Annotated in this window: 22 protein-coding genes, 4 tRNA genes and 1 riboswitch; of the genes, 8 read left to right on the top strand and 18 right to left on the bottom strand. The window is 71.1% G+C overall.

What is annotated here, in order from left to right:
- Positions 1-93: 93 nt before the first annotated feature.
- Positions 94-180, bottom strand: a tRNA-Ser gene (locus tag ABD241_RS18210).
- A gap of 189 nt (positions 181-369) precedes the next feature.
- On the opposite strand from ABD241_RS18210, the gene ABD241_RS18205 reads away from it, so the two are divergent.
- Positions 370-1,932 (top strand): LCP family protein, encoded by a 1,563-nt coding sequence (locus ABD241_RS18205; RefSeq protein WP_344066070.1) that lies wholly within the window; start codon positions 370-372, stop codon positions 1,930-1,932.
- Between the two features lie 197 nt (positions 1,933-2,129).
- Here ABD241_RS18205 and ABD241_RS18200 read toward each other — a convergent pair whose 3' ends face one another.
- The 6 genes from ABD241_RS18200 to cysK all read right to left on the bottom strand — a co-directional run bounded on the left by ABD241_RS18200 (position 2,130) and on the right by cysK (position 7,812).
- Positions 2,130-2,333, bottom strand: a complete 204-nt coding sequence (locus ABD241_RS18200; RefSeq protein WP_013491183.1) for a cold-shock protein — start codon at positions 2,331-2,333, stop codon at positions 2,130-2,132.
- Positions 2,334-2,562: 229 nt separating this feature from the next.
- A complete protein-coding gene (gene folP / locus ABD241_RS18195) occupies positions 2,563-3,480 on the bottom strand; it encodes a dihydropteroate synthase (RefSeq protein ID WP_425580825.1) in 918 nt (305 codons plus the stop codon).
- A 607-nt stretch (positions 3,481-4,087) separates the two neighbouring features.
- Positions 4,088-4,178 (bottom strand) — tRNA-Ser (locus ABD241_RS18190).
- Between the two features lie 101 nt (positions 4,179-4,279).
- Positions 4,280-5,947 (bottom strand): esterase/lipase family protein, encoded by a 1,668-nt coding sequence (locus tag ABD241_RS18185; protein ID WP_344066052.1) that lies wholly within the window; start codon positions 5,945-5,947, stop codon positions 4,280-4,282.
- Between the two features lie 217 nt (positions 5,948-6,164).
- Positions 6,165-6,881, bottom strand: a complete 717-nt coding sequence (gene cysE, locus ABD241_RS18180) for a serine O-acetyltransferase (protein ID WP_344066049.1) — start codon at positions 6,879-6,881, stop codon at positions 6,165-6,167.
- Position 6,882: 1 nt separating this feature from the next.
- Complete coding sequence (cysK, locus tag ABD241_RS18175; RefSeq protein ID WP_142181997.1) at positions 6,883-7,812, bottom strand: cysteine synthase A; 930 nt, start codon at positions 7,810-7,812, stop codon at positions 6,883-6,885.
- A gap of 261 nt (positions 7,813-8,073) precedes the next feature.
- Between cysK and ABD241_RS18170 the strand changes: the two genes are divergently transcribed.
- On the top strand, positions 8,074-10,413 hold the full coding sequence (locus ABD241_RS18170; RefSeq protein ID WP_344066042.1) for a heterodisulfide reductase-related iron-sulfur binding cluster: 2,340 nt from the start codon (positions 8,074-8,076) through the stop codon (positions 10,411-10,413).
- A 177-nt stretch (positions 10,414-10,590) separates the two neighbouring features.
- The gene (locus ABD241_RS18165) at positions 10,591-12,510 is read left to right on the top strand and encodes a glycosyl hydrolase family 28-related protein (protein ID WP_344066039.1); all 1,920 of its coding nucleotides are present in this window, start codon (positions 10,591-10,593) and stop codon (positions 12,508-12,510) included.
- 100 nt (positions 12,511-12,610) lie between these two features.
- Here ABD241_RS18165 and ABD241_RS18160 read toward each other — a convergent pair whose 3' ends face one another.
- Positions 12,611-13,663: a M4 family metallopeptidase gene (locus ABD241_RS18160; protein ID WP_344066035.1), complete on the bottom strand. Its 1,053-nt coding sequence runs from the start codon at positions 13,661-13,663 to the stop codon at positions 12,611-12,613.
- A 265-nt stretch (positions 13,664-13,928) separates the two neighbouring features.
- On the opposite strand from ABD241_RS18160, the gene ABD241_RS18155 reads away from it, so the two are divergent.
- Entirely contained in the window at positions 13,929-14,654 is a 726-nt protein-coding gene (locus tag ABD241_RS18155; protein WP_344066032.1) for a hypothetical protein, read from the top strand.
- A 106-nt stretch (positions 14,655-14,760) separates the two neighbouring features.
- On the opposite strand, the gene rpmG is transcribed toward ABD241_RS18155, so the two are convergent.
- The 7 genes from rpmG to dcd all read right to left on the bottom strand — a co-directional run bounded on the left by rpmG (position 14,761) and on the right by dcd (position 20,177).
- Positions 14,761-14,928, bottom strand: coding sequence for a 50S ribosomal protein L33 (rpmG, locus tag ABD241_RS18150; protein WP_344066965.1), 168 nt, complete (start codon positions 14,926-14,928; stop codon positions 14,761-14,763).
- Between the two features lie 233 nt (positions 14,929-15,161).
- On the bottom strand, positions 15,162-16,097 hold the full coding sequence (locus ABD241_RS18145) for an ABC transporter substrate-binding protein (RefSeq protein ID WP_344066028.1): 936 nt from the start codon (positions 16,095-16,097) through the stop codon (positions 15,162-15,164).
- Positions 16,094-16,948 (bottom strand): ABC transporter permease, encoded by an 855-nt coding sequence (locus ABD241_RS18140; protein ID WP_344066026.1) that lies wholly within the window; start codon positions 16,946-16,948, stop codon positions 16,094-16,096. The genes ABD241_RS18145 and ABD241_RS18140 overlap by 4 nt, the downstream gene beginning before the upstream one ends.
- A complete protein-coding gene (locus tag ABD241_RS18135) occupies positions 16,945-17,586 on the bottom strand; it encodes an ABC transporter permease (RefSeq protein ID WP_344066023.1) in 642 nt (213 codons plus the stop codon). Before ABD241_RS18135 ends, ABD241_RS18140 begins: the two co-directional genes overlap by 4 nt.
- Entirely contained in the window at positions 17,583-18,722 is a 1,140-nt protein-coding gene (locus ABD241_RS18130) for an ABC transporter ATP-binding protein (RefSeq protein WP_344066020.1), read from the bottom strand. Before ABD241_RS18130 ends, ABD241_RS18135 begins: the two co-directional genes overlap by 4 nt.
- A gap of 73 nt (positions 18,723-18,795) precedes the next feature.
- Positions 18,796-19,602, bottom strand: coding sequence for an alpha/beta hydrolase (locus ABD241_RS18125; protein WP_344066017.1), 807 nt, complete (start codon positions 19,600-19,602; stop codon positions 18,796-18,798).
- The gene (dcd, locus tag ABD241_RS18120) at positions 19,599-20,177 is read right to left on the bottom strand and encodes a dCTP deaminase (RefSeq protein ID WP_142220821.1); all 579 of its coding nucleotides are present in this window, start codon (positions 20,175-20,177) and stop codon (positions 19,599-19,601) included. Before dcd ends, ABD241_RS18125 begins: the two co-directional genes overlap by 4 nt.
- 83 nt (positions 20,178-20,260) lie before the next feature.
- Here dcd and ABD241_RS18115 point away from each other — a divergent pair, with 83 nt between their 5' ends.
- Positions 20,261-21,793 (top strand): AAA family ATPase, encoded by a 1,533-nt coding sequence (locus ABD241_RS18115; protein WP_344066010.1) that lies wholly within the window; start codon positions 20,261-20,263, stop codon positions 21,791-21,793.
- Positions 21,794-21,913: 120 nt separating this feature from the next.
- Here the strand turns inward: ABD241_RS18115 and ABD241_RS18110 are convergent, their stop codons facing one another.
- Positions 21,914-22,780 (bottom strand): SMP-30/gluconolactonase/LRE family protein, encoded by an 867-nt coding sequence (locus ABD241_RS18110; RefSeq protein WP_344066007.1) that lies wholly within the window; start codon positions 22,778-22,780, stop codon positions 21,914-21,916.
- Complete coding sequence (locus tag ABD241_RS18105; RefSeq protein ID WP_344066004.1) at positions 22,780-23,187, bottom strand: hypothetical protein; 408 nt, start codon at positions 23,185-23,187, stop codon at positions 22,780-22,782. Before ABD241_RS18105 ends, ABD241_RS18110 begins: the two co-directional genes overlap by 1 nt.
- A gap of 135 nt (positions 23,188-23,322) precedes the next feature.
- Between ABD241_RS18105 and ABD241_RS18100 the strand changes: the two genes are divergently transcribed.
- Positions 23,323-23,393: transfer RNA gene (locus tag ABD241_RS18100), tRNA-Gly, on the top strand.
- A gap of 86 nt (positions 23,394-23,479) precedes the next feature.
- Here the strand turns inward: ABD241_RS18100 and ABD241_RS18095 are convergent.
- Positions 23,480-24,079 (bottom strand): C40 family peptidase, encoded by a 600-nt coding sequence (locus tag ABD241_RS18095; protein WP_344066001.1) that lies wholly within the window; start codon positions 24,077-24,079, stop codon positions 23,480-23,482.
- Positions 24,080-24,086: 7 nt separating this feature from the next.
- Positions 24,087-24,249: riboswitch (cyclic di-AMP (ydaO/yuaA leader) on the bottom strand.
- Between the two features lie 391 nt (positions 24,250-24,640).
- Between ABD241_RS18095 and ABD241_RS18090 the strand changes: the two genes are divergently transcribed.
- Both ABD241_RS18090 and ABD241_RS18085 read left to right on the top strand, forming a co-directional pair.
- A complete protein-coding gene (locus ABD241_RS18090; RefSeq protein WP_344065999.1) occupies positions 24,641-25,135 on the top strand; it encodes an FBP domain-containing protein in 495 nt (164 codons plus the stop codon).
- A 66-nt stretch (positions 25,136-25,201) separates the two neighbouring features.
- Positions 25,202-25,275: transfer RNA gene (locus ABD241_RS18085), tRNA-Gly, on the top strand.
- Positions 25,276-25,348: the final 73 nt, after the last annotated feature.

Below are 25,348 nucleotides of genomic sequence, written 5' to 3'. Positions count from 1 at the left end.
CCGTCGAGAGGCCACGTTTCGCGAGTCGCGTTGGACGGAAGAGATGCTGAACGCCCCCGAGCGAGCTCGGGGGCGTTCGACACTTCCACGGTGCGGAGGCGGCGGGATTTGAACCCGCGAGAGGTTTTATCCTCAACCCGCTTAGCAGGCGGGCGCACTAGGCCACTATGCGACGCCTCCGTGCCCTGGACCGGGCCGCCGAGGCGGCTTCGGATGCACGGGCCAGCACAGGCTACCGGGATGTCGGCGATCGTCCCAAACCGGGGTCGGACTTAAGGGAGGATCCACCCACGACACGATGAGGTCCGCTTCAGGTTCGCAGGGCACAATGTGCCGACAGCTCCTGCGCGAACCGCGAGAGAGGACTCCATGAGCTACCCGAGCACGCGAGGTACCACCTCGCCACAGACCCGCGACGCGTTACGGCGCGCGCGCAAGTCAGGTTTCCGGCGCGCGCTCGGTCTCACAGCCCTCGGCACCGTCGTCCCGGGGGCCGGGCTCACCCAGACCCGCAGCCGCGTCGTCGGGTGGGTCCTGGTGGCGCTCTCGGTGGTGGCCCTGGCACTCGGCGGCATGTACGTCTGGCGTACCGGTCTGACCGCCACCGCTCTGTCCGTCGTCGCGCGACCCGGCCTGCTGCAGGCGATAGCCGTCGTCCTCGTCGTCGGCGGCATCCTCTGGTGCGGCTCCATCGTCCTGACAGCCGTTCAGGCGCGGCCCAACCGTCTCGACAGAGGCCGCAGCCGCGTCCTCGCGGGCTTCACGACGCTCATGGTGTTCCTCGTCGCGGGCTCCTCCTTCAAGGTCGCCGAGCTCGCCACCATCACCAAGGACACCGTCAAGGACGTCTTCCAGGCGGGCCCGGTCCAGCCCGGACAGGGCGCCAAGATCGTCTCGGGCGACGACCCCTGGGCCGAGACGCCTCGGGTCAACGTGCTGCTCCTGGGCTCCGACTCGGGGGTCGGGCGCACCGGCACGCGCACCGACTCCATGATCGTGGCGAGCATCGACACCAAGACGGGGCGGACCGTCCTCATCTCGCTCCCCCGCAACCTCGAGCGCGTCCCGCTGCCGGCGGACAGCCCGCTGCGCAACGTCTACCCGAGCGGCGCGTACGGCCGCCCGACGTGCCTGCACCAGGCCTCCAACGACGAGTGCATGCTCAACGCCATCTGGACCGAGGCCGACACCTACAAGGCGAACCACCCCACCGCGTACCCGGGACAGCCGAGCCCCGGCCGCTTCGAGACGCGAGAGGTCATCAGCGAGGTCCTCGGCCTCAAGATCGACCACACCGTCGTCGTCGACCTGCACGGGTTCGAGCAGCTCATCGACGCCATGGGCGGCATCACCATGAACGTGAAGCTCGGTCCGAGCGGTCGGCTGCCCATCGGCGGCTACCAGAGCCACGTCGACCCCTCGAAGGTGGTCGGCAACGAGGGCTGGTTCAAGGCCGGCGTCCAGCCCCTGAACGGGCACCTGGCGCTGTGGTACGCCCGGGCCCGGGCCACCGACAGCGACTACTACCGGATGCAGCGCCAGCGGTGCGTCATCCGCGCCGTGGTCAGCCAGGTCAACCCCGCGGCGATGCTCGGGAAGTACGCCCAGCTGGCCGCGATCGCCAAGGACAACATCTACACCGACATCCCGTCCGACAGCCTGATGGCCTTCGTCGACCTCATGGAGCGCGTGCAGAAGTCCACCATCACGAGCGTGCCGCTGACCCCCGAGAACGGGATCAACACGGGACGTCCCAACTACGACAAGATCCGCGCCCTGGTCAAGGCGGCCATCACGCCGCCGCCCGCACCGGCCCCCAAGCCCACGGGCACCAGCACGCCGGCACCCTCGACACCCACGCCCACGCCCAGCCCGACGCGTACGCCGTCCGCCCCCGCCACCACGGCAACCGCCACCGACGAGTGCGCCTGAGCTGACGTCGAAGCGGCGGCCGCCCGGTGGGGTGGCCGCCGCTCCGGCTTCTGCTCCCGGTTCGGTCGGCGCCTCCCCGACCTCAGGGCCCGGGAACGACCCGTCCCGACAACAACAGGACCCCCCGGCACGAGCCGGGGGGTCCTGTCACAAACGACTGAGGTTGGGTGTCGCTCGTTGCGTTGATCTCGAGTTGATCAGAGCGGGCGAACTGCGTCGGCCTGCGGGCCCTTGGGGCCCTGCGTGACCTCGAACTCGACTCGCTGCGCCTCGTCCAGCGAACGGTAGCCGTTCGACTGGATGGCCGAGTAGTGGACGAAAACGTCGGGGCCGCCGCCGTCCTGGGCGATGAAACCAAAGCCCTTCTCAGCGTTGAACCACTTGACGGTGCCCTGTGCCATACGGGTAACTCTTCCTTCTTTAGCGTGTGGAACGACGCACCTCGCGCATCCCAAGTCGCCGCTTTGACTCCACTCGACGGGCGAACCCACCGATGTCGATAACAAAATCCCGTCATCGTTGCGGATGACGGGCGCCTGCTCGACTGCGAGGAACTGCAACTGCAACCGCGACGAACCTAGCAGACTACCGACCGGTCGGCCCGATGGATCGCAAGCACAGTTTCGTCGTTCAGGATCCGTTCGCCCGATGGCCACGTGGCACACCCCGAACGGCGAGCCGAGGGGGGCGGTCGCCGCGGATCGTGGCGACCATGTCGAGGGCACGGCGGGTGGCTCGCACGTCGTGCGTCCGGAACACCGTGGCGCCCAGCCACGCGGCCACGGCGGTCGCGGCGAGCGATCCCTCGAGCCGTTCCTCGGCAGGCAGCGCGAGCGACTCACCGACGAAGTCCTTGCGCGAGATCGCTTGCAGCACAGGGTATCCGAGCGCGACCACGTCAGCCGTGTGGCGTAGGACCTCGAGCGAGTGGGCCGTCGTCTTGCCGAAGTCGAGAGTGGGATCGACGAGGACCCTCTCCTTCGGTATGCCGGCACGCTCGGCTGCGCGGGCACCGTGCCAGAGGGCCTCCACGACGTCGCGCACCACGTCGAGCGGGTCGTCGCCGTAGCTGACGTCGACCGGGTCGGTGCGCGGAGGCAGACCGCCGGTGTGCGAGATGACGTAGCCGGCGCTGATGGCCGACGCGACGTGGACGAGGTCGCGGTCGTGACCGGCCCAGGTGTCGTTGACGAGGTCGACCGCGCCACCCGCCTCGCGGGCCACCTCCGAGCGCCACGTGTCGAGACTGAGGACGACGTCGGGGTGCTCGCTCCGGGCCCACTGGAGAAAGGGCACGACCCGTCGGATCTCCTCGTCGGCGTCGACCACCTCGCCCTCCTGGCCGGCGCGGACCCCGCCGACGTCGACGAGGTCGGCGCCCTGCTCGACCGCGACCAGGAAGGCCGCCTTGGCCGACTCGAGGTCGGCGTGGCGATTGCCGCTGAAGAAGGAGTCGCGGGTGCGGTTGACGATGGCCATGACGGCAGGGGACGAGGCGTCGAACCTGCGGCCGCGCAGGACCAGGGGGCTCGCGGAGGGCAGGTCCACCGGGGCGATCCGAGCCAGGATTTCGGCGGTCTCCGGGGTCGGCTCGTGGCCTCCGCGTCTACTCACACCCTCGTATCTCACGCGGCCACTCAAAGGTCAACGGTGGTATGGGGCATGGTTGCCGAACTGTTACCATTGCCCTGCAGACGTCATCCGCGACCCGGCCACGCTCCCGGCGGGGTCGCGGATGGTCCGCCGGTCCTGACCGTCCCGCAATGACGGTCGACCACCGAGCACCGGTCGGCAGCGACCGAGGCTCTGGCACAAGGAAACTGAATACAGAGATGTCGTACATCGTGTCGTTCTTCGCGGCCATGAACCGTCCGTCCAGGTCACTGCCGGTCGGTCAGTACAACTCCAGCACGACGTATGAGGAGAGGCTCGGCCTCTTCTGAGCGCGTGCGACCGCTGGCGCCACGTCGGGCCGGCGCTCGAAAGCGAAAGGGACTCCGGATCTCCGGAGCCCCTTTTTTCATGCCCGCGGTTCCAGGCGGCCGGCCGGAAAGTGCGCCACGGCGCAGTCGCGGCCGGAATCCCACCGCCAGACCGGCGGAAAGCGCGCCACGGCGCATCGTCGCAGCGCGAGGACAAGCGGCGAGAACGGCAATGGCGGAGGGCGTGGGATTCGAACCCACGATGGGCTATGAACCCATAGCGGTTTTCAAGACCGCCGCACTCGGCCACTATGCGAGCCCTCCAGACCTCCGGCACGAGCCCGGGTGTCAGAGGACACGCTAGCGACAGGCACCCCGCTCGTCATATCTGCATCGGTCACCACCGCCACCGACGCCCTCACCACTCACCTCGGCGTCGTCTCGTCCAGCCGGTCGGTGACGGTGAGCCTGAGGTAGGCCTGCTCCCCCAGGACCTGGAGGGTCTTCGCGACGTCAGGCAGCGCCACCCGGCACGACTGGCCGTCCGCGTCCCGCTCGAAACTGAGCGCCGCCCGGCGTTCGGGTGGCAGTCCCTCCGTGATCGGGTCGCTGAGGTCGTTGGGGCCGCTGACCTCGCTGTTCCACGCGGCCCAGGCCGTCAGGCCACCGCCGTCCGGGTTCGGCCCCACGTCGACGATGAGGGTGTCGGCCCACTCCGGGACCTGCTCGAGGTGGTCCTTGAAGAGGAAGCCGCTCGTCGTGACGACGAGCTTGAAGACCTTCAGCGTGAGGACGTAGCGCAGCCGGCCACCGTGCGCCGCGGGGTGCGCCGCCTCCTTCCGCTCCGCCGCCAGCTCGGCCTCGTGCCCAGGGTCCATGAGGAAGGTGCTGGCCAGCGGCACCGGGGTGTCCGCGGTGTCGACGTGCCGCGCCAGCTCCTCGTTGAGCTGGATCGGGCACCAGTGCTCGGCCAGCTGCTCACTCAGCACGACGGGGAGCCCGCGGATCGTCAGGCGCATGTCGGCCTGCCACACGGGCCACCGGTCGGCCTCCGGCCGCCTGTCCATGTCGGAGGGGTATGCCGGCAGGCCGCGGAGCGCGACCGTCGCGCCCCAGCGGCCGAAGAGGAACCGGCGCAGGCTCTGGTAGCCCTCCTCCGAGTTGACCTCGCCGTAGCGACCGGAGTGCGACCGGTGGACGTAGGCGCGGTGGGCGCCGCGCACGTAGGCGCGCTCGATGGTGACCAGGCCATCGCTCTTGGGCCCGACCACCACCTGGGAGGGCCCGTAGTCCTTCGGGTCGGTGCCGATGAGGCAGAAGACCCGTGAGGGAGGCAGGACCCTAGGGTCCAGCGCCTGCGGGTCCCAGTCGTCCCGGGATCGCGGCCGGTCGCCGAACCGCTTCCCGGGCGTGAGGTAGCCGTACATCTTCGCGGGCGAGAAGATGTCGGCGCCGGCCGGGCCGAACGTCTCCTGGACCCAGTCGAGGGCGCCGATGTCGAAGGCGATCCCACCGTGCGGCGTGCCGTAGGTGAAGAGGCGGGCCACGATGTCCTTCGCGGGCAGCCGCCCCGGTCCGGCGCAGACCTTCTGGATCATGCTGCGGCAGACCAGGCCGCCCATCGAGTGCGCGACGAGGAAGACCTGCGGGGCGCCGGTCTTGGCGCGCACCAGCATCACCAGGTCGTAGAGGCCCGCAGCAGCCGCCTCGATGTCGAACCCGTCGGCCGTGACGCTCTGGTGGAGCCGACTCCAGAGCCGCGCCAGCACCCCCTCCTGGGGAGGTTCGGCGAACGTCGTGGCGGCCTGGTCGTAGAAGCGGTAGACCCACAGCGACTCCTGCGGCAGCGACCCGTCGTCGGCCGCCTCGAGGTAGTGCTGCTGGTCGCCGCGCACCAGCAGCCGGTAGTTCTCGTCGGTCATGAGCCGCAGCATCGGCCCCTCGAACTGGTAGTACGCCGGGTCCCCGTCGCCGTCCACGCGGATGTGGGTGGCGCCCTCGTTGAACCCGTAGAAGGGGTCGTCGACCTGGGCATCGATCCCGGAGGTCGAGCCGGCATAGCCGCGGACGTAGACGACCGGCAGTCGGTCCATGACTCACCTCCGAGCAGACCGGGGTTGGCGGATCGCTCCGGACCGGCGCCTCGAAGGCACGTCGACCGGTGAGGGGAACGGTCGCTCTCCGCTCATTGTGGGCGCGCCGCAGGGTGCTGTCCCCGGATCGGCCGGTCTGTCCCACCGGCGCACGGGTCGGCCCGGACGGCGAAGGGCCCCGGCCGGATCGCGGTCGGGGCCCTTCTTCAGGGAGCGCTCAGATGTACATCGCGGGGTCGAGCCACTGGTTGGTCGCGTCGCGCTTCGGGAAGCGCACGACGGCCGGTATGCCGGTCGCCACGGCTCCCGACGGAACGTCTTTGACGACAACGGAGTTCGCGCCGATCTGCACGTCGTCACCGACCTGGATCGCACCGAGCACGCGGGCGCCGGCGCCGATGGTGACGCGGTTGCCGACGGTGGGGTGGCGCATGACGTGCTGGAGCGACCGACCGCCGAGCGTGACCCCGTGGTAGAGCATGACGTCGTCGCCGACCTCCGCCGTCTCACCGATGACCACGCCCATGCCGTGGTCGATGAAGAAGCGGCGCCCGATCCGGGCCGCGGGGTGGATCTCCACCCCGGTCACCGACCGGGCGACCGTGGCGAGCACGCGCGCCGGGAGCCGGCCGCCAGGCCGCTTCCACAGCTCGTGCAGCCCGCGGTGCGCCCAGATGGCGTGCAGCCCGGGCGAGGTCAGCACGACCTCGAGCCGGGAGCTCGCCGCCGGGTCGCGCGCGATCGCGCCGTCGACGTCCTCGAGCGCGCGGTCGGCCAGCTTGCGCACGAGGCCGAGCGGGCCGGCATACGTGCGCTCGGGGCCTTCGGAACGCTCCGCCTCGTGCACGGCCCCGGCGCCGCCGTCGCCGCGCACGAGGGTCAGCGGCTTCTCCGCCGGGCGGCGTTCGCGCTCGAACTTCGGTGCGGTGCTCATCTCAGTCGACGAGGCCCTCGAAGAGGATGGTGGACAGGTAGCGCTCGCCGAAGGAGGGGATGATCACGACGATCGTCTTGCCCTGGTTCTCCTCGCGCTGGGCGACCTGGACCGCGGCGGCGATCGCGGCGCCGGAGCTGATGCCGACGAGCAGCCCCTCCTCCGTGGCGGCGCGGCGCGCCCACTTCACGGACGTCTCGGCGTCGATGTCGATGACCTCGTCGTAGATCTCGGTGTCGAGGATCTCGGGGACGAAGTTGGCGCCAAGGCCCTGGATCTTGTGCGGACCGGGCTGCCCGCCGTTGAGGATCGGCGACTCGGCAGGCTCGACGGCGATGATCTTCACGTCGGGCTTGCGGGACTTGAGCACCTGGCCGACACCGGTGATGGTGCCGCCGGTGCCGATGCCGGCGACGACGATGTCGACCTCGCCGTCGGTGTCCTTCCAGATCTCCTCGGCGGTGGTCTTGCGGTGGATCTCGGGGTTGGCGGCGTTGGCGAACTGGCGGGCCAGCACGCCGCCCCGCTCCGCGGCGATCTCCTCGGCCTTGGCGACGGCGCCCTTCATGCCGGTGGACGGGTCGGTGAGGACGAGCTCGGCGCCGAAGGCGCGCAGCAGCGCGCGGCGCTCCTTGCTCATCGACTCGGGCATCGTCAGCACGACGTCGTAGCCACGGGCCGCGCCGACCATGGCCAGGGCGATGCCGGTGTTGCCGGAGGTCGCCTCGACGATGGTGCCGCCCGGCTTCAGCTCGCCACTGGCCTCCGCGGCGTCGACGATCGCGACACCGATGCGGTCCTTGACGGAGTTGGCGGGGTTGTAGAACTCGAGCTTGGCCGCAACGGTCGCCTGCGCCCCGTCGGTCACCTTGTTGAGGCGCACGAGCGGCGTGTTGCCGACCAGCTTGGTCACGTCGTCGTAAATCGGCATTGCGGATGCCCTTTCGGCTTGGGTTCGGCGAACCGTCGATGGACTCGGTCGCCTACGACAACCGGAGCCTGCTTATGCATATTCCAACACGCTGTTATCGGTTGCCAACCATGCGCCCGCCATGCGGTCGCGCCGACGCGTTCGCCGCATACCCGGCAGAGGGCGTATGCCGTCCGGCCGGGGACGAAGGGGACGAGCGTCACGGCGCGACGGCCGTCACATTCGCCGGGCGCTTGTTAACCCGTCAGTAGACTCGCCGCCATGAGTGCCCTCCAGATCGTCGCCGTCGTCGTCTGCCTCGGCGTCACCGCCGTCGCCGTCGCCCTGTTCGTCAAGGCGGTGAACCACTTCCTCGCGACCTTCCGGCTGGGACAGCCCGAGGACCGTGGCGACGACAAGGGCGCCCGCACCCGCACCCTGGTGCGCGAGTTCCTCGGCCACACCCGCATGTCGCGGCTGCCGGTCGTGGCGGTCGCCCACTGGTTCACGATGATCAGCTTCGGGATCCTCTTCTTCACGCTGGTCAACGCCTTCGGCCAGCTCTTCGAGCCCGACTTCGTGCTGCCGCTCATCGGCCACTTCTTCCTCTACGAGTGGGTCACCGACTTCTTCGCCTTCGCGGGCTTCATCTCGATCCTCGCCCTGATGGTGATCCGGCAGAAGAACCACCCGCGCTCGGCCCCCGGCGAGGACGGCCGCCGCAGCCGGTTCTTCGGATCCACCTGGTGGCAGGCCTACTACGTCGAGCTGACGATCCTCGGCGTCACCCTGTGCATCGGCCTGCTCCGCGCCCTGGAGTGGACCCTCGCCCGCAAGACCGGCACCGGCATGGACACGGCGCTGCACTTCCCGCTGACCGGCTGGATCGGCAACTTCTTCACGGGCCTGTCGGTCGGCGCCATCGAGAACCTCATCGTCGTCATCGCGGCGGTCAAGATCCTCATCAGCTTCGCGTGGATGATCACCATCGCCCTGCAGCCGACCATGGGCGTCGCCTGGCACCGCTTCCTCGCCTTCTTCAACATCTTCTTCAAGCGCCACGCCGACGGCCGCACGAGCCTCGGCGAGCTGCAGCCAATCAAGGTCGACGGCAAGCCGCTGGACTTCGAGAACGTCGACGAGCTCGACGAGGACGCCGCACTCGGCGTCGGCAAGGTCGAGGACTTCACGTGGAAGGGGCTGCTCGACTTCACCACCTGCACCGAGTGCGGCCGCTGCCAGAGCCAGTGCCCGGCATGGAACACCGACAAGCCCCTGTCCCCCAAGCTCCTCGTCATGACGCTGCGCGACCACGCGCACGCCAAGGCGCCGTGGCTGCTCGCCTCGGAGGAGGTCCGCGCCAAGGGCATCGAGGCGGCCGACGGCGACGTCAGCGACGAGACGAAGGCCGCCGTCGCGACCGAGCAGCTCGTCGGCGAGACCGGCTACGACATCCGCCACCCGCTGCAGGCCTACAACCCGCACGGGCCCGACGCTGTGATCGACGAGGACGTCCTGTGGTCGTGCACGACCTGCGGCGCCTGCGTCGAGCAGTGCCCGGTCGACATCGAGCACGTCGACGCGATCGTCGACATGCGCCGCTACAAGAACCTCATCGAGTCCGCCTTCCCGGCCGAGCTCAACGGCCTGTTCAAGAACCTCGAGAAGAACTCGAACCCGTGGGGCCTCGCGCCGCGGCTGCGGATGGACTGGGCCAAGGACCTGCCCTTCGAGGTCAAGCAGGTCGGCCAGGACGTCGAGGACCTGGACGAGGTCGACTACCTCTTCTGGGTCGGCTGCGCCGGCGCCTACGAGGACCGCGCCAAGAAGACGACCCGCGCGGTCGCCGAGCTGCTGCACACCGCCGGCGTCAGCTTCGCCGTCCTCGGCGACGGAGAGGCCTGCACCGGCGACTCGGCCCGCCGCGCCGGCAACGAGTTCCTCTTCCAGATGCTCGCGCAGCAGAACGTCGAGACCCTCAACGAGGTCGGCGCGACGAAGATCGTCGTCACCTGCGCGCACTGCTTCAACACGATCAAGAACGAGTACCCGCAGCTCGGCGGGCAGTACGAGGTGCTGCACCACACGCAGCTGCTCAACCGCCTCGTCCGCGAGAAGCGCCTGACGCCCGTCGCCCGCCCGGGCGAGAGCGCCCAGACCGGCGCGGCCTCCACCGGGGCCAAGGTGACCTACCACGACCCCTGCTACCTCGGCCGCCACAACCAGGTCTACGCCCCGCCGCGCGAGCTCCTGCAGATCCTGCCCGGCGTCGAGTACGCCGAGATGGAGCGGTCGAAGGAGAAGTCCTTCTGCTGCGGCGCCGGCGGTGCGCGCATGTGGATGGAGGAGAAGCTCGGCACGCGGATCAACACCAACCGCACCGAGGAGGCCCTCGCCACGGGCGCCGACCGCATCGCCATCGGCTGCCCGTTCTGCAAGGTGATGCTCTCCGACGGCCTCAACGCCGCCATCCAGGACGGCAAGGCCACCGACGAGGTCGAGGTCGTCGACGTCGCCCAGATGCTGCTCGCCGCCGTGCGCCGCAGCGACGGCGGTGGCGGGACGGCCGAGGCCGAGCAGCCCGAGCCCCAGCCCGACCCGGAGCCCGCGCCCGTCTCCTGAGCGCGTCGCTCCGACGCAGCCCACGGCATACCCAACCGCGACGTATGCCGTGGGCTCTGCTCTGTGCCGGGGCGTCCGCCACGTGCGGGGTGGGCTGGAGGGCTACCGGCGAACCAATCCGTGGGAACGCTCTCACAAACCCTTGACCGGGGCCTCCGCAGCCACCAAGGTCACCCCATGACTCAACGAAGAGAACGTGACAATCCGCCCGGTCGAGTGCTCCGCCGGCTCGCCCTCGTGGCCCTCTCGGCCACCCTCGCCGCCGTTCCCGGCGTCGCGCTCACCGGACCCGGCGCCGCTGCGGCGCCGGCGGCCCAGACGGCAGCCACCGGCCCCGCGGCCACCGACGCGACCGCACCCGACCTCGGGCCCAACGTGCTCGTCTTCGACCCCTCGATGCCGCAGGCGGAGATCCAGGCGAAGGTCGACGCCGTCGCGGCCCGGCAGGTGGGCAACGAGATGGGCAGCGCCCGCTACGCGCTCCTCTTCGCGCCCGGCACCTACGGCAGCGCCGAGCACCCCCTCAACTTCCAGGTCGGCTACTACACCGAGGTGGCGGGCCTGGGGCAGAACCCCGGTGACGTCGTCCTCAACGGCTCGGCCTACGTGCGCAACCAGTGCAGCTCCTCCGGGTGCATCGCCCTCAACAACTTCTGGCGCTCGATGTCCAACCTCACGGTCAACGTGACGACCCCCGGCTTCGGCTGCTACAGCGGCCAGTTCTGGGCCGTCTCCCAGGCCGCCCCGCTGCGCCGGGTCCACGTCAAGGGCCAGACGACGCTGATGGACTACTGCACCGGCCCCTCCTTCGCCAGCGGCGGGTTCATCGCCGACTCCCACTTCGACGGAACCGTCATCAACGGGTCGCAGCAGCAGTTCTTCACCCGCAACAGCACGGTGGGCAGCTGGACCAACGGCGTCTGGAACCAGGTCTTCTCGGGCGTCGAGGGCGCTCCGGCCGAGTGCTTCCCCGCGGGCGCGTGCGGCGGCCCCTACACGACCGTCGACAAGACGTCGGTGAGCCGGGAGAAGCCCTACCTCTACCGCGACGACTCCGGCGCCTACCGCGTCTTCGTGCCCTCCGCGGCGACCGGAAGCAGGGGCGTGAGCTGGGCGTCCGGTCCCACGCCGGGCCGCTCGATCCCGCTCACCGACTTCTTCGTCGCCAGGCCCTCGGACTCGGCGCAGACGGTCAACCGAGAGCTCGCCCGCGGCCGGCACCTGCTGCTGACCCCGGGCGTCTACGACCTCGACCGGACGATCGAGGTCAAGCGTGCCGGCACCGTCGTGCTCGGCCTCGGTCTGGCGAGCCTCACCCCCACCACGGGGCAGGTCGCGATGAGCGTCGCCGACGTGCCCGGCGTCGACATCGCCGGCCTGACCTTCGACGCAGGATCCGTCAGCTCGCCGGTGCTGCTGCAGGTGGGTACGCGGCACGCGTCCGCCGGTCAGGGCCCGCAGCGCGCCGGCTGGAGCGACCCGGCAGACCCGACCGGGCTGCAGGACGTGTTCTTCCGCATCGGCGGACCGCACGTCGGCAAGGCCGCGGTGAGCCTCGAGGTCAACAGCGACCACGTCGTGCTCGACGACATCTGGGCCTGGCGGGCCGACCACGGCAACGGCGTCGGCTGGAACCTCAACACCGCCGACACCGGAGTCGTCGTCAACGGCGACCACGTCACGGCCACAGGGCTCTTCGTCGAGCACTACCAGAAGAGCGAGGTCATCTGGAACGGCGAGGACGGCGCAGTGACCTTCTTCCAGAACGAGCTGCCCTACGACCCGCCGAGCCAGGCCGCCTGGATGTCCGCCCCCGACCACGAGGGCTATCCGGCGCTGCTCGTCTCCCCCGGAGTCAAGCGCTTCGCCGGGTCCGGCATGGGCTCGTACAGCTTCTTCAACCAGGGTGTCGACGTCTTCGCGGCCAACGCGTTCGAGGTTCCCCGGACGCCGGGAGTGCGGCTGCACGACCTGCTGACGATCTTCCTCGACCCGTCCACCGGCAAGGGCGGCATCCGCCACGTCGTCAACGGCGTCGGCGGCTCCTCGACGGCCGCCAACCCGGACGTGCCGGTGACGGTCGTCGACTACCCGTGAGCGGGCGCAGCGACCCGACCCGACGGCATACGTGGTCGTGGAGGTTCGCACCCCGCGGGCGGGGTGCGAACCTCCACGCAAGCCGGCCGTGCGCCGCGGCCTACAGGATGCCGCGCGCGTGGAACGCGGCCGTGACCGCCTTGGCCGCAGAGGAGCCGTAGAGCCGCTGCGCTGCAGCGACGGTGTCGAGCGCCGCGGCACGGAACGTCGTGTCGGGCGCGAAGTCGAACTGCGCCTCGACGATCAGCGTGGACGCCTTCGTGTCGCCCAGGGCACCACGGATGTCCCACAGGGCGCGCGACCAGATCTCGCCGTCGGCGTGCACCTCACCGACGACGTCCGCGGGATAGGTCTTCGTGCGGTCGAGCCGCCGCAGGCAGTGCGGGACGTCGGTCGTGTAGGAGGTGGAGTCCCAGTCGGCCACGCACGCCTCGGGAGTCCTCGTGGGCGTGCCCGCCCGCCAGCTCGTGACGACGACGGCGAGGTAGTCGCCGAACGCCTCACCGATCGCCCCGGACTCGAGCGTCGTCCCGAAGCCCGGGACCTGCCCGTCCTGCACCGAGTGGCCGTACTCGTGGACGACCACCTCGGCGTCCTCGGCGTCGTCGACGCCGCCCTTGCCGACGGTGATGTTCGCCTTGTCGTCCCGGAAGAACGAGTTGTCCCCGCCGTACTGGTCGACCCGCAGCTCGATCTGGCGCTGGTTGACCGGACGTAGGGCACCACCGAAGCCGAGGTGCTGGAGGTACTCCTGCGCCGTCGTCACCCAGAAGTAGCCCATGACCTGCTCGAACTGGTCGACGTCACGGTGCCAGGCCGGGAATGCGCCGCCCACCAGCTGTGCTGCGGCTCCGGTCGAGCTCTTGACCCGCACGTACTGCCCGGTGAGCGTGCCCGAGCCGTCGAGGTGGTCCAGCGTGAAGCGGTGGTACGCGGGCGCGAGGGCCGCGTAGTCGGCGTCCTTGGCGTCGGTGAGCGACTCGTTCCCGAGCTCCTGGACGGGGTTGGGCAGGAAGACCGTGCCCGCTGCCGTGTGGTCCCAGGGGCTCGAGGAGCCGGCCGCCGGCGCGGCCGTGGCCGTGGCCGTGGCCGTGGCCGCGATGGTGAGGGTGGCCGCGACGGCGACGGTCGCGGCGAGGTTGCGAGATGACATGCGGACACTCTCCACCCCTCGACCGTCCGCATGGCGGGGTAGGCGGTGACGAATTTCCGGACCTGTCGGCGTCCCACCCCCACACCTGATGCCCCACCGGCCGGACTGCGGATGAGGGCACGGGACGCCCGCACTGCATGAGCCGGGAGGCGGCGGGTATACGACCGCTGCAACGTGTGCCAAAAGGGTGGTCAACTCGCCGATCGAGGCGCACCATGAAGAGATCCGTCCGCAGGATCCGTGAGGAAGAGCCCGAGGAGCGACGATGTCACGACGAGCCCCCTTCGTTCCCGACGGCGTGCCGGTGCTGTCACGCGGCCGCCACCGCAGCCCCCGCAAGGGTGCGTGCTTCATGGAGATGGCCTCGTTCCTCGCCGGCGAGCGCTGGAGCGACCACCCGACCTGCACCCATCCGGTGCTGGCCACCCTGGCCCGCTGCGTCAACGACATGCTCGACGACGCCCACCGCCAGCGCCTCGTGACGATGATCCCCGAGGTCGTCGGCCTCAACCCGGACGACCCGCGCGCGACGACGGCCCTGCTGCTGACCGCCGCGCGAGCCGCCCTGCCGGTCGCCGCACAGGAGCGGCAGAACCTCATGGCCCTGGCCATCCTCAACGCCGAGCGCGTGCTCGCCGAGCAGGACGGCCGCTCCCCCGGCCACCTCTCCGCCGCCTCTCGCGCGGCCCTGACGAGCTCGCCCGCGGCGGAGCGCTGGGCCCGGGTCCACCTGGCCCGCATGGGCTTCAACCCCGCGGCGGTTCGCCCGTCCAACGCAGCCAAGGTGGCGGCCCTGGCGGTGGACGGCATCGCCCGGGCCTGCATCGACGACCCGGAGGAGCGCCTGGTCAAGCTCCTGCGCGACGGCATCGACGTCATGGCGGCCTTCTCGCCACTGGTCCCCGACCCGGTCGTGGTGTCGTGGCCGGTGCGCGACCCCGCGGTTCGCGAGACGACGCCCACGCGCAAGGCCCGCAGCTACGCCGGCTGAGCCCGACGGCATACGCACGCTCCTCTGCCGGACCCCGGGTATGCCGGTGGCCACGTCCCCGACGGGACGTGGCCACCTGCTGTGTGCGCCGTGACGGCCTCGGCCGTCAGCGGGTCTCGCGGAAGTCGACGTGCTCCCGGGCGACCGGGTCGAACTTGCGCAGCACCAGCCGGTCGGGGTTGGTGCGCCGGTTCTTGCGCGTCACGTAGCTGTAGCCCGTGCCCGCCGTCGAGCGCAGGGTGACGACGGGACGCAGCTCGGTGTTCTTGGCCATGAGGGCTCCTCGGGTCTCGTGGTCGCGGATTCTCGCGACTGACATGAGAACCATTCTCGGAAGTGTTACATTCCCTCCATAGCCGAGTCAGCCCGGCTGGTGCCCTCCGCTCGACGGAAGCGGGACCCACGACGACGCGGTCGGCGCACGGCAGAGGCCCCCGCATCCGACGCGGGGGCCTCTGCACGTGACGGTTGCCGCCGACCGCTACGAGGCGGTGCGACGAGCGCGGGTCAGGAGACGCCGGCGCTGGCGAGCCACGCCTTGGCGACCTCGCTCGCGTCCTTCTTGTCGACGACGACCTGCTTGACCATGTCGGCGAGGGACTTCGTGTCGAGTTTCGCCGACACGGCGTTGAGGACCGACTTGAGGCTGTCGGCCTTGTCCGAGCGGACGAGCGGCACGACGTTGTCGGACCCGAAGAGGCTCTTGGGGTCCTCGAGGACGACGAAGCCGTTGGCCGCGATGGACGGGTCGGTGCTGAAGATGTTGGCGGCCTTGACCTGGCCGTTCTTCAGCGCCTCGACCGTCGCCTGGCTCTGCAGCGGGCGGAAGTCCTTGGGCGTGATGTTGTAGACCGACTTGAGGCCGACGAGGCCCTGCTGGCGGGTCTTGAACTCCGGCGGGGCGCCGATGGTGAGGTCGGCCTGGTGCGCGGCCAGGTCGGGGATGGCCTTCAGCGACCACTGGCCCGCGGTGTCCTTGGTGACGACGAGGGAGTTCTTGTCCTCGGCGGCCGACTTGTCGAGGACGGTCAGGCCCTGCGGCAGCTTCTTCTGCAGCTCGGCGTAGACCTCGTCGGGCTTCGTGACGCTGGCGCTCTTGTCGTAGAAGTTGAGCAGCGAGCCGGTGTACTCGGGCAGCACGTCGACCTCGCCGCCGGTGATGGCCTTGAGGTAGGTCTCACGGCTGCCGATGTTGAACTGCCGGGCGACCTTCATGCCCTTGGCCTCGAGTGCCTGCGCGTAGATCTCGCCGAGCAGGGCCGCCTCGGGGAAGTCGGCGGAGCCGACCTTGACCGAGCCTGCGGCGGCCGTCGAGCCGCCGCCGGTGGAGCCACCGGCGGCCGGCGACGAGGTGTCGAGCGGGTTGCCGCCGCCACCGCAGGCGGCCAGCGGCACGACGGCGGCGAGCAGGAGGCCCGCGGCGAAGAAGCGCGTGCGTGTCATGTTCGGTCCCTTTCGGATGGGGTCCCCGTGGCGGCGGTCGCCTCCGCGGGTCCGGTGCTGTCGGAGACCCAGAGCGCGGCCTGCCGCGGGTCGGGGTCCAGGCGGTTGGCGCCGGTGGAGTCGGGATGGGTGATGGGATCGGAGGTGGCGCGTGAACGAGCAACACGTGGGGCACGTCCGGAGATTCCCGGCGAGACGGCATACCTCTCCACGAGGGCGAGGATGCCGTCGGCCGCGAGCGCCAGGAGCGCCACGAGGATCGAGCCGCAGACCATCTGGGTGTAGTCCTGCGAGGCGAGCCCGTCGATGAGGTAGCGGCCCAGGCCGCCGAGGCTGACCGAGGCCGCGATGGTGGCGGTGGCGACGACCTGCAGGGTGGCGCTGCGCAGGCCGCTGAGGAAGAGCGGCAGCGCACACGGCGCCTCCACCCGGGCGAAGACCTGCCACCCGGTCATGCCCATGCCGCGAGCCGCGTCACGGGCGGCGGGCTCGACGCTGTCGATGCCGGCATACGTTCCCGACAGCAGCGGCGGGATGGCGAGCAGCACCAGCACAGCGATGCTCGGGATGACGAACGCGAGGTCGCTCTGGATGAGCGGGCCCACGAACATCGACACCGCGAAGAGCAGTCCCAGGCTCGGCACGGCACGTGCGGCGTTGGCCCCGGTGACGAGCCAGCGCATCCGGCCGGTGTGCCCGACGAAGGCTCCCAGCGGGATGGCGACGACGAGGGCGAAGAGCAGGGTGATCACGGTGTAGACGAGGTGCTGCAGCACCCGGTTGGGCACCCCGTCGGTGCCCTGCCAGTTGGCCGGGTCGGTGAACCAGGCGACGACGTCGCTGAAGATCATGCCGGCACCGCCCTCGTCCACGGGGTCAGTACTCGTGACACCACTTGGATGACGACGTCGAAGGCGAGCGCGAGCAAGAGGCAGGCGACGATGCCGACCCACACCTCGGTCGGGAACGAACGGGCGTAGCCGTCGGTGAGGAAGTAGCCGAGCTGCGAGATGCCGATGAGCGAGGCGACACTGACGATGCTGACGTTGCTGACGGCCGCGACACGTAGTCCCGCGGCGATGACGGGGACGGCGAGCGGCAGGTCGACGGCACGGAAGCGGGCGAAGGAGCCGTAGCCCATGGCGATGGCCGCCTGCCGCGTGGACGGGTCGACGGACGAGAGCCCGTCGGCGACCGTGCGGGTGAGCAGGGCCACCGTGTAGACCGACATCGCGACGATGACGTTGACCGGGTCGAGGATCTTGGTGCCGAGCAGCGGCGGCAGCAGGATGAAGAGCGCGAGCGAGGGGATCGTGTAGAGCAGCCCGGTGGTCGTCAGGACGACCGCCCGCAGCCGGGGGCGCCGCACCGCGAACCAGCCGAGCGGCAGGGCGACGACGAGGCCGATGACGAGCGGGAGCCCGGCGAGCCACGCGTGCTGGACCGCCCGCGTGGCGATCTGGTCGAGGTGGTCGAGGGCCCAGGTCACCGGGCGGTCGCCCCCTCCGGCGCGCCCGCGTCGCGGCGGGCCTCGATGGCGGGGACGACCTCCGCGGCCCGGATGGTCCCCACGAGCCGGCCGTCGTCGTCGGCCACGACGCCGCGACCGCTGGGTGACGACAGGGCGGCGTCGAGCAGGGCGCGCAGCGAACCGGAGGTCGAGGCGACAGTGCCGCCGCGGTGGAGCAGCGTGCGCGTCACCTCGGACTCGACCGCCGCCGCGCGGACCCAGCCGACGGGCTCGCCGGCGTCCCCCACGCACAGGACCCACGGCGTACCGACGGCCCGCACCTCGGCCGCGCTCGCGCCCAGCCGCACCGTCGGCTCCTCCGTGAGCGACAGCTCGGGGGCCGCCGCGAACGACAGGGCGCGGTAGCCGCGGTCTCGTCCGACGAAGCCGGCGACGAAGTCGTCGACGGGGTCGGCGAGGAGCTTGGCCGGCGAGTCCAGCTGTGCCAGAACGCCGCCGACGCGCAGCACCGCCACCTGGTCGCCGAGCTTGACCGCCTCGTCGATGTCGTGGGTGACGAAGAGGATCGTCTTGCCCAGCTCGGACTGCAGGCGCAGGAACTCGTTCTGGAGCTGCTCGCGCACGACCGGGTCGACCGCGGAGAAGGGCTCGTCCATGAGCATCACCGGCGGGTCGGCCGCGAGCGCCCGGGCCACGCCGACCCGCTGCTGCTGGCCACCCGAGAGCTGTGCGGGGTAGCGCCCGGCCATGGCCGGGTCGAGACCGACGCGCTCGATGAGCTCCATGGCGCGCGCGCGGGCCGCCTTCTTGTCGGTGCCGAGCAGCCGCGGCACGGTCGTGACGTTGTCGAGGACGGTGCGGTGCGGGAAGAGACCGGCGGCCTGGATCACGTAGCCGATGCCCCGACGCAGCTCGGCGACGTCGAGGGAGGCGGTGTCGCGGCCGTCGATCGAGATGGTGCCGGACGTCGGGGTGATCATCCGGTTGACCATGCGCAGGGTCGTCGTCTTGCCGCAGCCGGACGGCCCGACGAGGACGGTGATCTTGCCGGTGGGAGCCTCGAGGCTGAGGTCGTCGACCGCCGCGGTCGCCCCGTCGCCCTCGGAGCCGGGGGCTCCCTCGTAGCGCTTGGTCACACGCTCGAAGCGGATCATGGTGCTCAAGGTACCCGCCAGCACCGATACGGCCTCGGTGCTCGTCCAACCTCGGCGCCGGCCGTGCGCTCCGTCAGATGTCGACCGTGGCTCCGCCGGAGTGCGCGACACGTGCGACGACGGCGCCTATCAGGCCCGAGCGCGGCTCCCCTGTCCCACCGAGCTCCGGGGCGAAGGTCGCCGCCACGACCTCGGTGACGAGTGCTGTCCACAGCCGGGACCGGACGAGCATCGCGTGGTCGGCACGGGCAACGCGCACCAGCGAGGCGTCGAGGCCCTCGGCCTGCATCCGCTCGACGGCCTCTCGGGTCCGGGCCAGGGAGCAGATGACGTCGCGGTCGCCGTGGATCAGGACCGTCCGCGTGCCGGCTCCCGGGTGCGGGTCGTCGGGCTCGACCCACGGGGCGAGCCCCACCACGAGCCGCACGTCCGGGTCGGCGCCGACGAAGAGGGCGACGCGGCCGCCCATCGAGTGGCCGACGAGCGCGATCGGGACTCCCGGGTATGCCGTCCGCACCTGGTCGAGCGCCCATCTCGCGTCCTCGACGGGCATCGCGTCCCCGTTCCAGCCGCGGACCCGGAAGCGGAGGCGGGCGACGGCCATCGGCCCGGGCACCCGCTTGAGCGCGCGGGCGAAGGGCACGAGCCGGGCGACGTTGTGCGACCAGGCGCGGTTGACCTCGAGACCCTCGACGGCACCGCCGTGCATGACGAGGGCGACGACGGTGGCACCCGCCGGCCGCGCGTCCCACGACAGGGTGGGCAGCGGCACTCCGGAATGATCGCCACCGACGCTCGCCGGCTCGCCGGCAGAGCCGCTCCCCGGCTCCACGGGCGTCGGGTCGGCGGGCCGGGTGGTCGCGGCGGGGTCGGCGCTCACACCCGGGTGCGGTGGAAGTTCGCGAAGGAGCGGCTCGCAGTGGGGCCGCGCTGACCCTGGTAGTGCGAGCCGTACGTGGCTGAGCCGTAAGGGTTCTCGGCCGGTGAGCTGAGGCGGAAGAAGCACAGCTGCCCGATCTTCATCCCGGGGTAGAGCATGATCGGCAGGGTCGCCACGTTGGACAGCTCGAGCGTCACGTGCCCGGAGAAGCCGGGGTCGACGAAGCCGGCGGTCGCGTGGGTCAGCAGGCCCAGGCGTCCGAGCGAGCTCTTGCCCTCGACACGCGCGGCCAGGTCGTCGGGCAGCGTCACGGTCTCGAGGGTGGAACCGAGGACGAACTCCCCCGGGTGGAGCACGAAGCTGTCCTCCTCCGGACCGACCTCGACCAGCCTGGTCAGGTCGGGCTGCTCCGCGGCGGGGTCGATGTAGGGGTACTTGTGGTTGTCGAAGAGCCGGAAGAACTTGTCGAGCCGGACGTCGACGCTCGAGGGCTGGACCATCTGCGGGTCCCACGGGTCGAGGACGACGCGCTCGGCAGCGATCTCGGCCCGGATGTCCTTGTCGGAGAGCAGCACGGGGACGAGGCTATAACGCGTTCGCGGGAAGCACCTCGGACGCTTGCCCTCCGAGCGGGGCGACGCCGCCCTATGGTCTGTGCATGGAGCCTGGGACGAACGGTTCGGGTGGTGCGGGGGCGGCCGGGATGGACTCGCTCCTCGACGACTTCCACCGTGTCGTGCGGGCGGTGCTGGAGCAGCTGCCCCGTGACACCGGAGGGCCGCGCCTCGTGGACGTGCTGGCCGCGCACCTCGGCCTCGAGCCGCACACGCTGGCGGTGGTCGCGGCGCAGGTGCCGCCGCACCGACTGGTCGACGCCGACATCGCCCTGGCCGAGGTGGCCGGGGACGACCCGGATCGATCGCTCGTCGGCATCGCCGGGGACGCCCGCCACCACATGTCGCTCGGTGACCTCGTGCAGGGGCCCGGCGGCATGTACGGCGTGGGCGTTCCGGTCGGACAGGTCGACTACGACCGCATGCCGACCGGTCCGGGCAAGGACGACCGCCGGCAGGTCGTGACCTCGGGCATCCGCCTCTTCCGGTTCGGGGGGCGACCCGTGGTGGTGCGCCAGCAGGGCATGAACCGCCAGTTCGGGCGCGAGTCGGGAAGCATCGAGGTGATGTCGGCCGAACGCGACCTCTCGGACGCGCTCATGGCGCGGGTCCAGGCGCTCATGGACGAGCGGAGCATCCTCCGCGGGCAGGTCGTGACGTTCGGCGGCGACCCCTACGGCCCGGGGATGGCCGGCGTCACCTTCGTCGAGCGTCCCGCGGTCGACGCCGGTGCGGTCGTGCTGCCCGACGGCCTGCTGGCGCGCGTGGCCGACCACGTCGTCGGCATGGGCGTCCAGCGCGAGCGCCTGCGGGCGCAGGGGCAGCACCTGAAGCGAGGCGTCCTCCTCTACGGTCCGCCCGGCACCGGCAAGACCCACACGGTCCGCCACCTGCTCTCGGCGACGCCGGGCGCGACGGCCGTGCTGCTGAGCGGCGGCTCCCTGCGGTTCATCCACGACGCGGCGAAGGTCGCCAGGGCGCACCAGCCCGCGATCGTCGTGCTCGAGGACTGCGACCTGGTCGCCGAGGACCGTTCCTTCTCGATGGGCGCCACGCCCCTGCTGTTCGAGGTCCTCGACGCCCTCGACGGGCTCGACGCCCACGCGGACGTCGCGTTCGTCCTCACCACGAACCGCGTCGAGGACCTCGAGGTGGCGCTGGCGCAGCGGCCGGGACGCGTCGACCTCGCCGCCGAGATCCCGCTCCCGGACCTGGAGGGACGGCTCTCGCTGCTCCGGCTCTACGGCGGTCACCTCTTCGGCGCGGAGGCCATGTCGGCCGCGGCGGCCCGGACCGAGGGGACGACGGCGTCGTTCGCCAAGGAGCTCGTGCGCCGGGCGGTGCTCGCCGCCGCGCTCGCCGACGAGCCGCCGTCCGACGACCACCTGGGCCTGGCCCTCGACGAGCTGCTCTCCGACGCCCAGCGGCTCACGCGCAGCCTGCTCGGCGTGGAGGCCGACGGACGCGGCGGCCACGACGGTCGGGCGAGCGGTCCCCGCGGCTTCCCGCACCGGCCCGGTCGCGCCGTCGCGATGTTCGGCGACTCCCCCGGCGAGGGGCACCCCGGGCCGGTGTGACGCGTAAGCGCGCCGGCCGGCATACGGGCCCGGTCGCCGGCGCGGCTGCGACGACACCGTTGCGTTCCACTGTCGCGTCCCGCGCAACAGTGTCGGAGGCCGGCCGGAGTGGTGGCCGGGTCAGCCGGCGAAGGCGCGCACCTGCTGCCCGGGCACGGAGACGCGCACCCGGAAGAGCGCACCGGCCTGGGGCTCCGGGTCGTCGAGGTTCTCGCGCGAGGTCGTGACGTAGAGGTCGCGCAGGTCCTCGCCGCCGAAGGTGCACGCCGTGACGAGCCGCACCGGCAGCACGACCTCGGCGAGCACGTCACCCCAAGGGGAGTAGCAGCGGACCCGGCTCGCGCCGTTGAGGGCGACCCACACGTTGCCTGCGCTGTCGACGGTCAGCCCGTCGGGACTGCCGACGGCGTGACCGACGAAGGGACGCCGGTTCGCCAGCTCGCCGCCGACCACGTCGAAGACGTCGGTGCGGCCCGTGGGGGTGTCGTCGTAGTACGCCAGGCGGTGGTCCGGCGAGAGGTCGATGCCGTTGGAGATCGTCACGTCGGGCAGGACCACGGTGACCTCGCCGGCGGAGTCGACGCGGTAGAGCGTGGCGCTGCCCGGGACGCGGTCGTAGCCCATCGTCCCCGCCCAGAGGCGGCCCTCGCTGTCGACACCGCCCTCGTTCATCCGGACCGACGGGTCGTCCCAGAGGTCGAACCACGGCGTGGGTATGCCGTCCGGCTCGTCGGCGCGCGCCAGCCCGCGCTCGGTCGCGACCACCCAGCCGCCGTTGGTGCGCGGCCGCACGAACGCCGCGACGTCGCCGACGTGCATGCGGTCGACGGACCCGTCGGGGCGCAGGGACATCACGTCACCGGCGAGCATGTCGACCCAGCGCAGGCCGCCCCACGACGGCGACCACACCGGCCCCTCGCCGTGGTAGCAGAGGGCATCGGTGACCTGCTCGAGCTCTCCGGTGACGATGCCGGGCACCTGTCTCATCAGTCCCACCAGACCCCGACGTAGTGGTGGCCGTCCGGCACGGCCGGCGCGTCGACCAGCCACTCCGCACCGGCCGCCGGCCCGCCGCTCGGCTCGGTGTCGGCGGCGGCCGTGAGCGCGTCGACCTCCTCCGGCTGGAGCGTCGTGATGACGGCGACCCCACTGGCGTAGGGCCATTCGTCATCGGGGAACTCGGCGAACTCCAGCACGTCCAGCTCGACCCGCACGTCGTCGACCTCGGGGTGGTCACGCAGCTCGAAGAGGACCGTGCGCACCGTCTCGAGGGTCAGGTCGTCCGGCCGGTTGGGGGCGATGCACCACTCGCAGTCGTTGCCGTCGAAGAACTGCTCGAGGGTCACAGCCACCTGGGCCCTGGCTCCCCCGCGTTCGCGGACGTGGTCGATCAAGGCGGTCTGCTTGGCGAGATCCATGACGGTCGGAGGCCCCCGGGGTCGCGGTCATTGCACGGTCGCGGCGTCGGCTACACTGACGCCGCGTGCCGCCTTGCACGTACCCCTCATGGGGGTCCGGTCGGCGGCCCGGCGAGCGTAGCTCAATGGTAGAGCGCCAGCTTCCCAAGCTGGATACGCGGGTTCGATTCCCGTCGCTCGCTCACATCACACCTGGTGGAACACGAAGCCGCAGGCCCTCAGCAGGGTCTGCGGCTTCGTCGTTCGTGAGCGACGTGGGTGTGCGTCGTCAGCGGACGCGACCGGCGACCCAGGCGCTGGTCCAGAGCGTCGAGAGCTGGACCCGCTGGCCGGGACGCGGCGCGTGCCAGACCTTGCCGTAGCCGGCGTAGACGCCGACGTGGTAGGCCCACCCGTTCGACATGAAGAAGATCAGGTCACCGGGGAGGACGTAGGACTTGGAGATCGGGATGGTCGCGAGGCGCTGGGCGTTGGCGGTTCGCGGCAGGTAGCGGTGCAGCCGCGTGCTGTAGACGTAGTAGACGAGGCCGGAGCAGTCGAAGTACGTGGGCCCGGCAGAGCCCCAGCGGTACCACTTGCCGACCTGCGCGGCCGTCAGCCAGAGGCCCTGGAGGCGCACGGGAGCCGCGTAGACCGGCCTGGTGCCCAGCGTGACGGCGGATGCGGAGCCGGCTCCCGGCGGGGAGCCCTTGGAGCCGGTCGAGCCGGTCGAGCCGGTCGAGCTGGTCGGGCTCGTCGAGGCGGCGGTGCCGGACACAGGAGCGCCGCCCAGTCCGAGGAGCAGGGCGGCGGCGAGCAGGGGTGTCAGGGCGAGCGATCGGAGTCGTCGGGGACTGCGTTCAGGGCGTGCAGGGGTAGTGGCGGACATGGTCGGGTTCCTTCCCACGCCTTCGAGATGAGCTGTCGGGTTCGGGCGGAGGTAGCCCGGCCGCGCATGGCGGCTTCACCCCGAGGACCGGTCCTTGCCGGCCCGGAAGTGGGTCTCCCGATCCTGTCCACGTGATGCACGACTGCCCCGACGGCGGACAGGACTCGGCGTGCCGCGGGCCGGCCGGGGAGGACCCCGGCCGATGAGCACTTCGACGGTGGCAGAGCCGGCGCCCGATCCATAGATCGTCGTCAGATATCGGCAGATGTTGCCGGGACAAACAGTGCCCAACCCGGGCAGCCCTCGGCCGCTTGCGTCGCGAACGGCATACGCGTAGCCGACAGACGCACCGAAAAAGGGGTGGACCCGACCCCTCCGCAGCCCGCAGGATGGACGCCGCCGCGCGCAGGGCGCGGCGAGCTCGTCAGCGTGGTGGGCCCGGGAACGGGTCCGGAGAGGGTGGTGGCCGCCATGGCCCGCAGAGCGACAGGCAGCGCGACCCACCACCACCCCGGCTGACCGGCCATCCGGTCATGCCCTGAACCGATGAGGAGCACGACCGTGAAACCCCTGACAGAGCAAGAGATCCGCGCGTCCTTCGTGAACGCCAGCCGGCGTGAGGCGAAGCACGCGAGCCTGCCCGACCTCGAGCGGCTCGGTGACCGCTGGGAGACGCTCGACTACCTCGGCTGGACCGACCGGAGCAACGCACAACGTGCGTATGCCGTCGTGCCCGTCGACGACGAGCCCGTCGGCTTCCTCCTGCGGGCCTCCGAGCGGACTCGGAAGGCCAGCGCCATGTGCGCCTGGTGCGAGGACGTCGTGGCGACGAGCGACGTCGCCCTCTTCACGGCCCGGCGCGCCGGCGCGGCGGGTCGGGAGGGCAACAGCCTCGGCACGCTCGTGCACACCGACTTCAGCTGCTCCGCGCACGCCCGGCGGCTGCCGAGCAGCATGGAGGGCGGCCTCGACCCGGTGGCGCTCGTGGAGCGCCGGGTCGAGGAGCTGCGGGCCCGCTCGTCGGCCTTCGCCCGCCGGGTCCGCGACGGGTCGTAGGCGCTGGCCTGCGGGCGGGTCGGGTTTGGCGGGCGGCCCGGCTGTTGCTACGGTAGGCGACGCCTCGCAGGCGTAGTTCAGTAGCAGAACAGCCTTCTTCCAGAAGGAAGACGTACGTGCAATTCGTGCCGCCTGCTCCAGTCGAAGGGCCCGGTCACCGACCGGGCCCTTTCGCTTGCACGCGCTCGCCTGTGCCGTGTCTGAGACCCCTTG

It is taken from the genome of Terrabacter lapilli (assembly GCF_039531305.1).
GTDB classification, from domain to species: Bacteria; Actinomycetota; Actinomycetes; order Actinomycetales; family Dermatophilaceae; genus Terrabacter; species Terrabacter lapilli.
This window is presented reverse-complemented; position numbering and strand designations above follow the sequence as displayed.

What these genes read in the sequence shown, in the direction of transcription:
- ABD241_RS18205 (WP_344066070.1), top strand. Translation starts at nt 370, where the DNA reads ATGAGCTACCCGAGCACGCGAGGTACCACCTCGCCACAGACCCGCGAC.
- ABD241_RS18095 (WP_344066001.1), bottom strand. Translation starts at nt 24,079, where the DNA reads ATGTCCGCCACTACCCCTGCACGCCCTGAACGCAGTCCCCGACGACTC.
- ABD241_RS18140 (WP_344066026.1), bottom strand. Translation starts at nt 16,948, where the DNA reads ATGATCTTCAGCGACGTCGTCGCCTGGTTCACCGACCCGGCCAACTGG.
- cysE (WP_344066049.1), bottom strand. Translation starts at nt 6,881, where the DNA reads ATGAGCACCGCACCGAAGTTCGAGCGCGAACGCCGCCCGGCGGAGAAG.
- ABD241_RS18145 (WP_344066028.1), bottom strand. Translation starts at nt 16,097, where the DNA reads ATGACACGCACGCGCTTCTTCGCCGCGGGCCTCCTGCTCGCCGCCGTC.
- ABD241_RS18200 (WP_013491183.1), bottom strand. Translation starts at nt 2,333, where the DNA reads ATGGCACAGGGCACCGTCAAGTGGTTCAACGCTGAGAAGGGCTTTGGT.
- ABD241_RS18160 (WP_344066035.1), bottom strand. Translation starts at nt 13,663, where the DNA reads ATGTCATCTCGCAACCTCGCCGCGACCGTCGCCGTCGCGGCCACCCTC.
- ABD241_RS18130 (WP_344066020.1), bottom strand. Translation starts at nt 18,722, where the DNA reads ATGATCCGCTTCGAGCGTGTGACCAAGCGCTACGAGGGAGCCCCCGGC.
- ABD241_RS18155 (WP_344066032.1), top strand. Translation starts at nt 13,929, where the DNA reads ATGTCACGACGAGCCCCCTTCGTTCCCGACGGCGTGCCGGTGCTGTCA.
- cysK (WP_142181997.1), bottom strand. Translation starts at nt 7,812, where the DNA reads ATGCCGATTTACGACGACGTGACCAAGCTGGTCGGCAACACGCCGCTC.
- ABD241_RS18115 (WP_344066010.1), top strand. Translation starts at nt 20,261, where the DNA reads ATGGAGCCTGGGACGAACGGTTCGGGTGGTGCGGGGGCGGCCGGGATG.
- ABD241_RS18185 (WP_344066052.1), bottom strand. Translation starts at nt 5,947, where the DNA reads ATGGACCGACTGCCGGTCGTCTACGTCCGCGGCTATGCCGGCTCGACC.
- ABD241_RS18165 (WP_344066039.1), top strand. Translation starts at nt 10,591, where the DNA reads ATGACTCAACGAAGAGAACGTGACAATCCGCCCGGTCGAGTGCTCCGC.
- ABD241_RS18110 (WP_344066007.1), bottom strand. Translation starts at nt 22,780, where the DNA reads ATGAGACAGGTGCCCGGCATCGTCACCGGAGAGCTCGAGCAGGTCACC.
- rpmG (WP_344066965.1), bottom strand. Translation starts at nt 14,928, where the DNA reads ATGGCCAAGAACACCGAGCTGCGTCCCGTCGTCACCCTGCGCTCGACG.
- ABD241_RS18170 (WP_344066042.1), top strand. Translation starts at nt 8,074, where the DNA reads ATGAGTGCCCTCCAGATCGTCGCCGTCGTCGTCTGCCTCGGCGTCACC.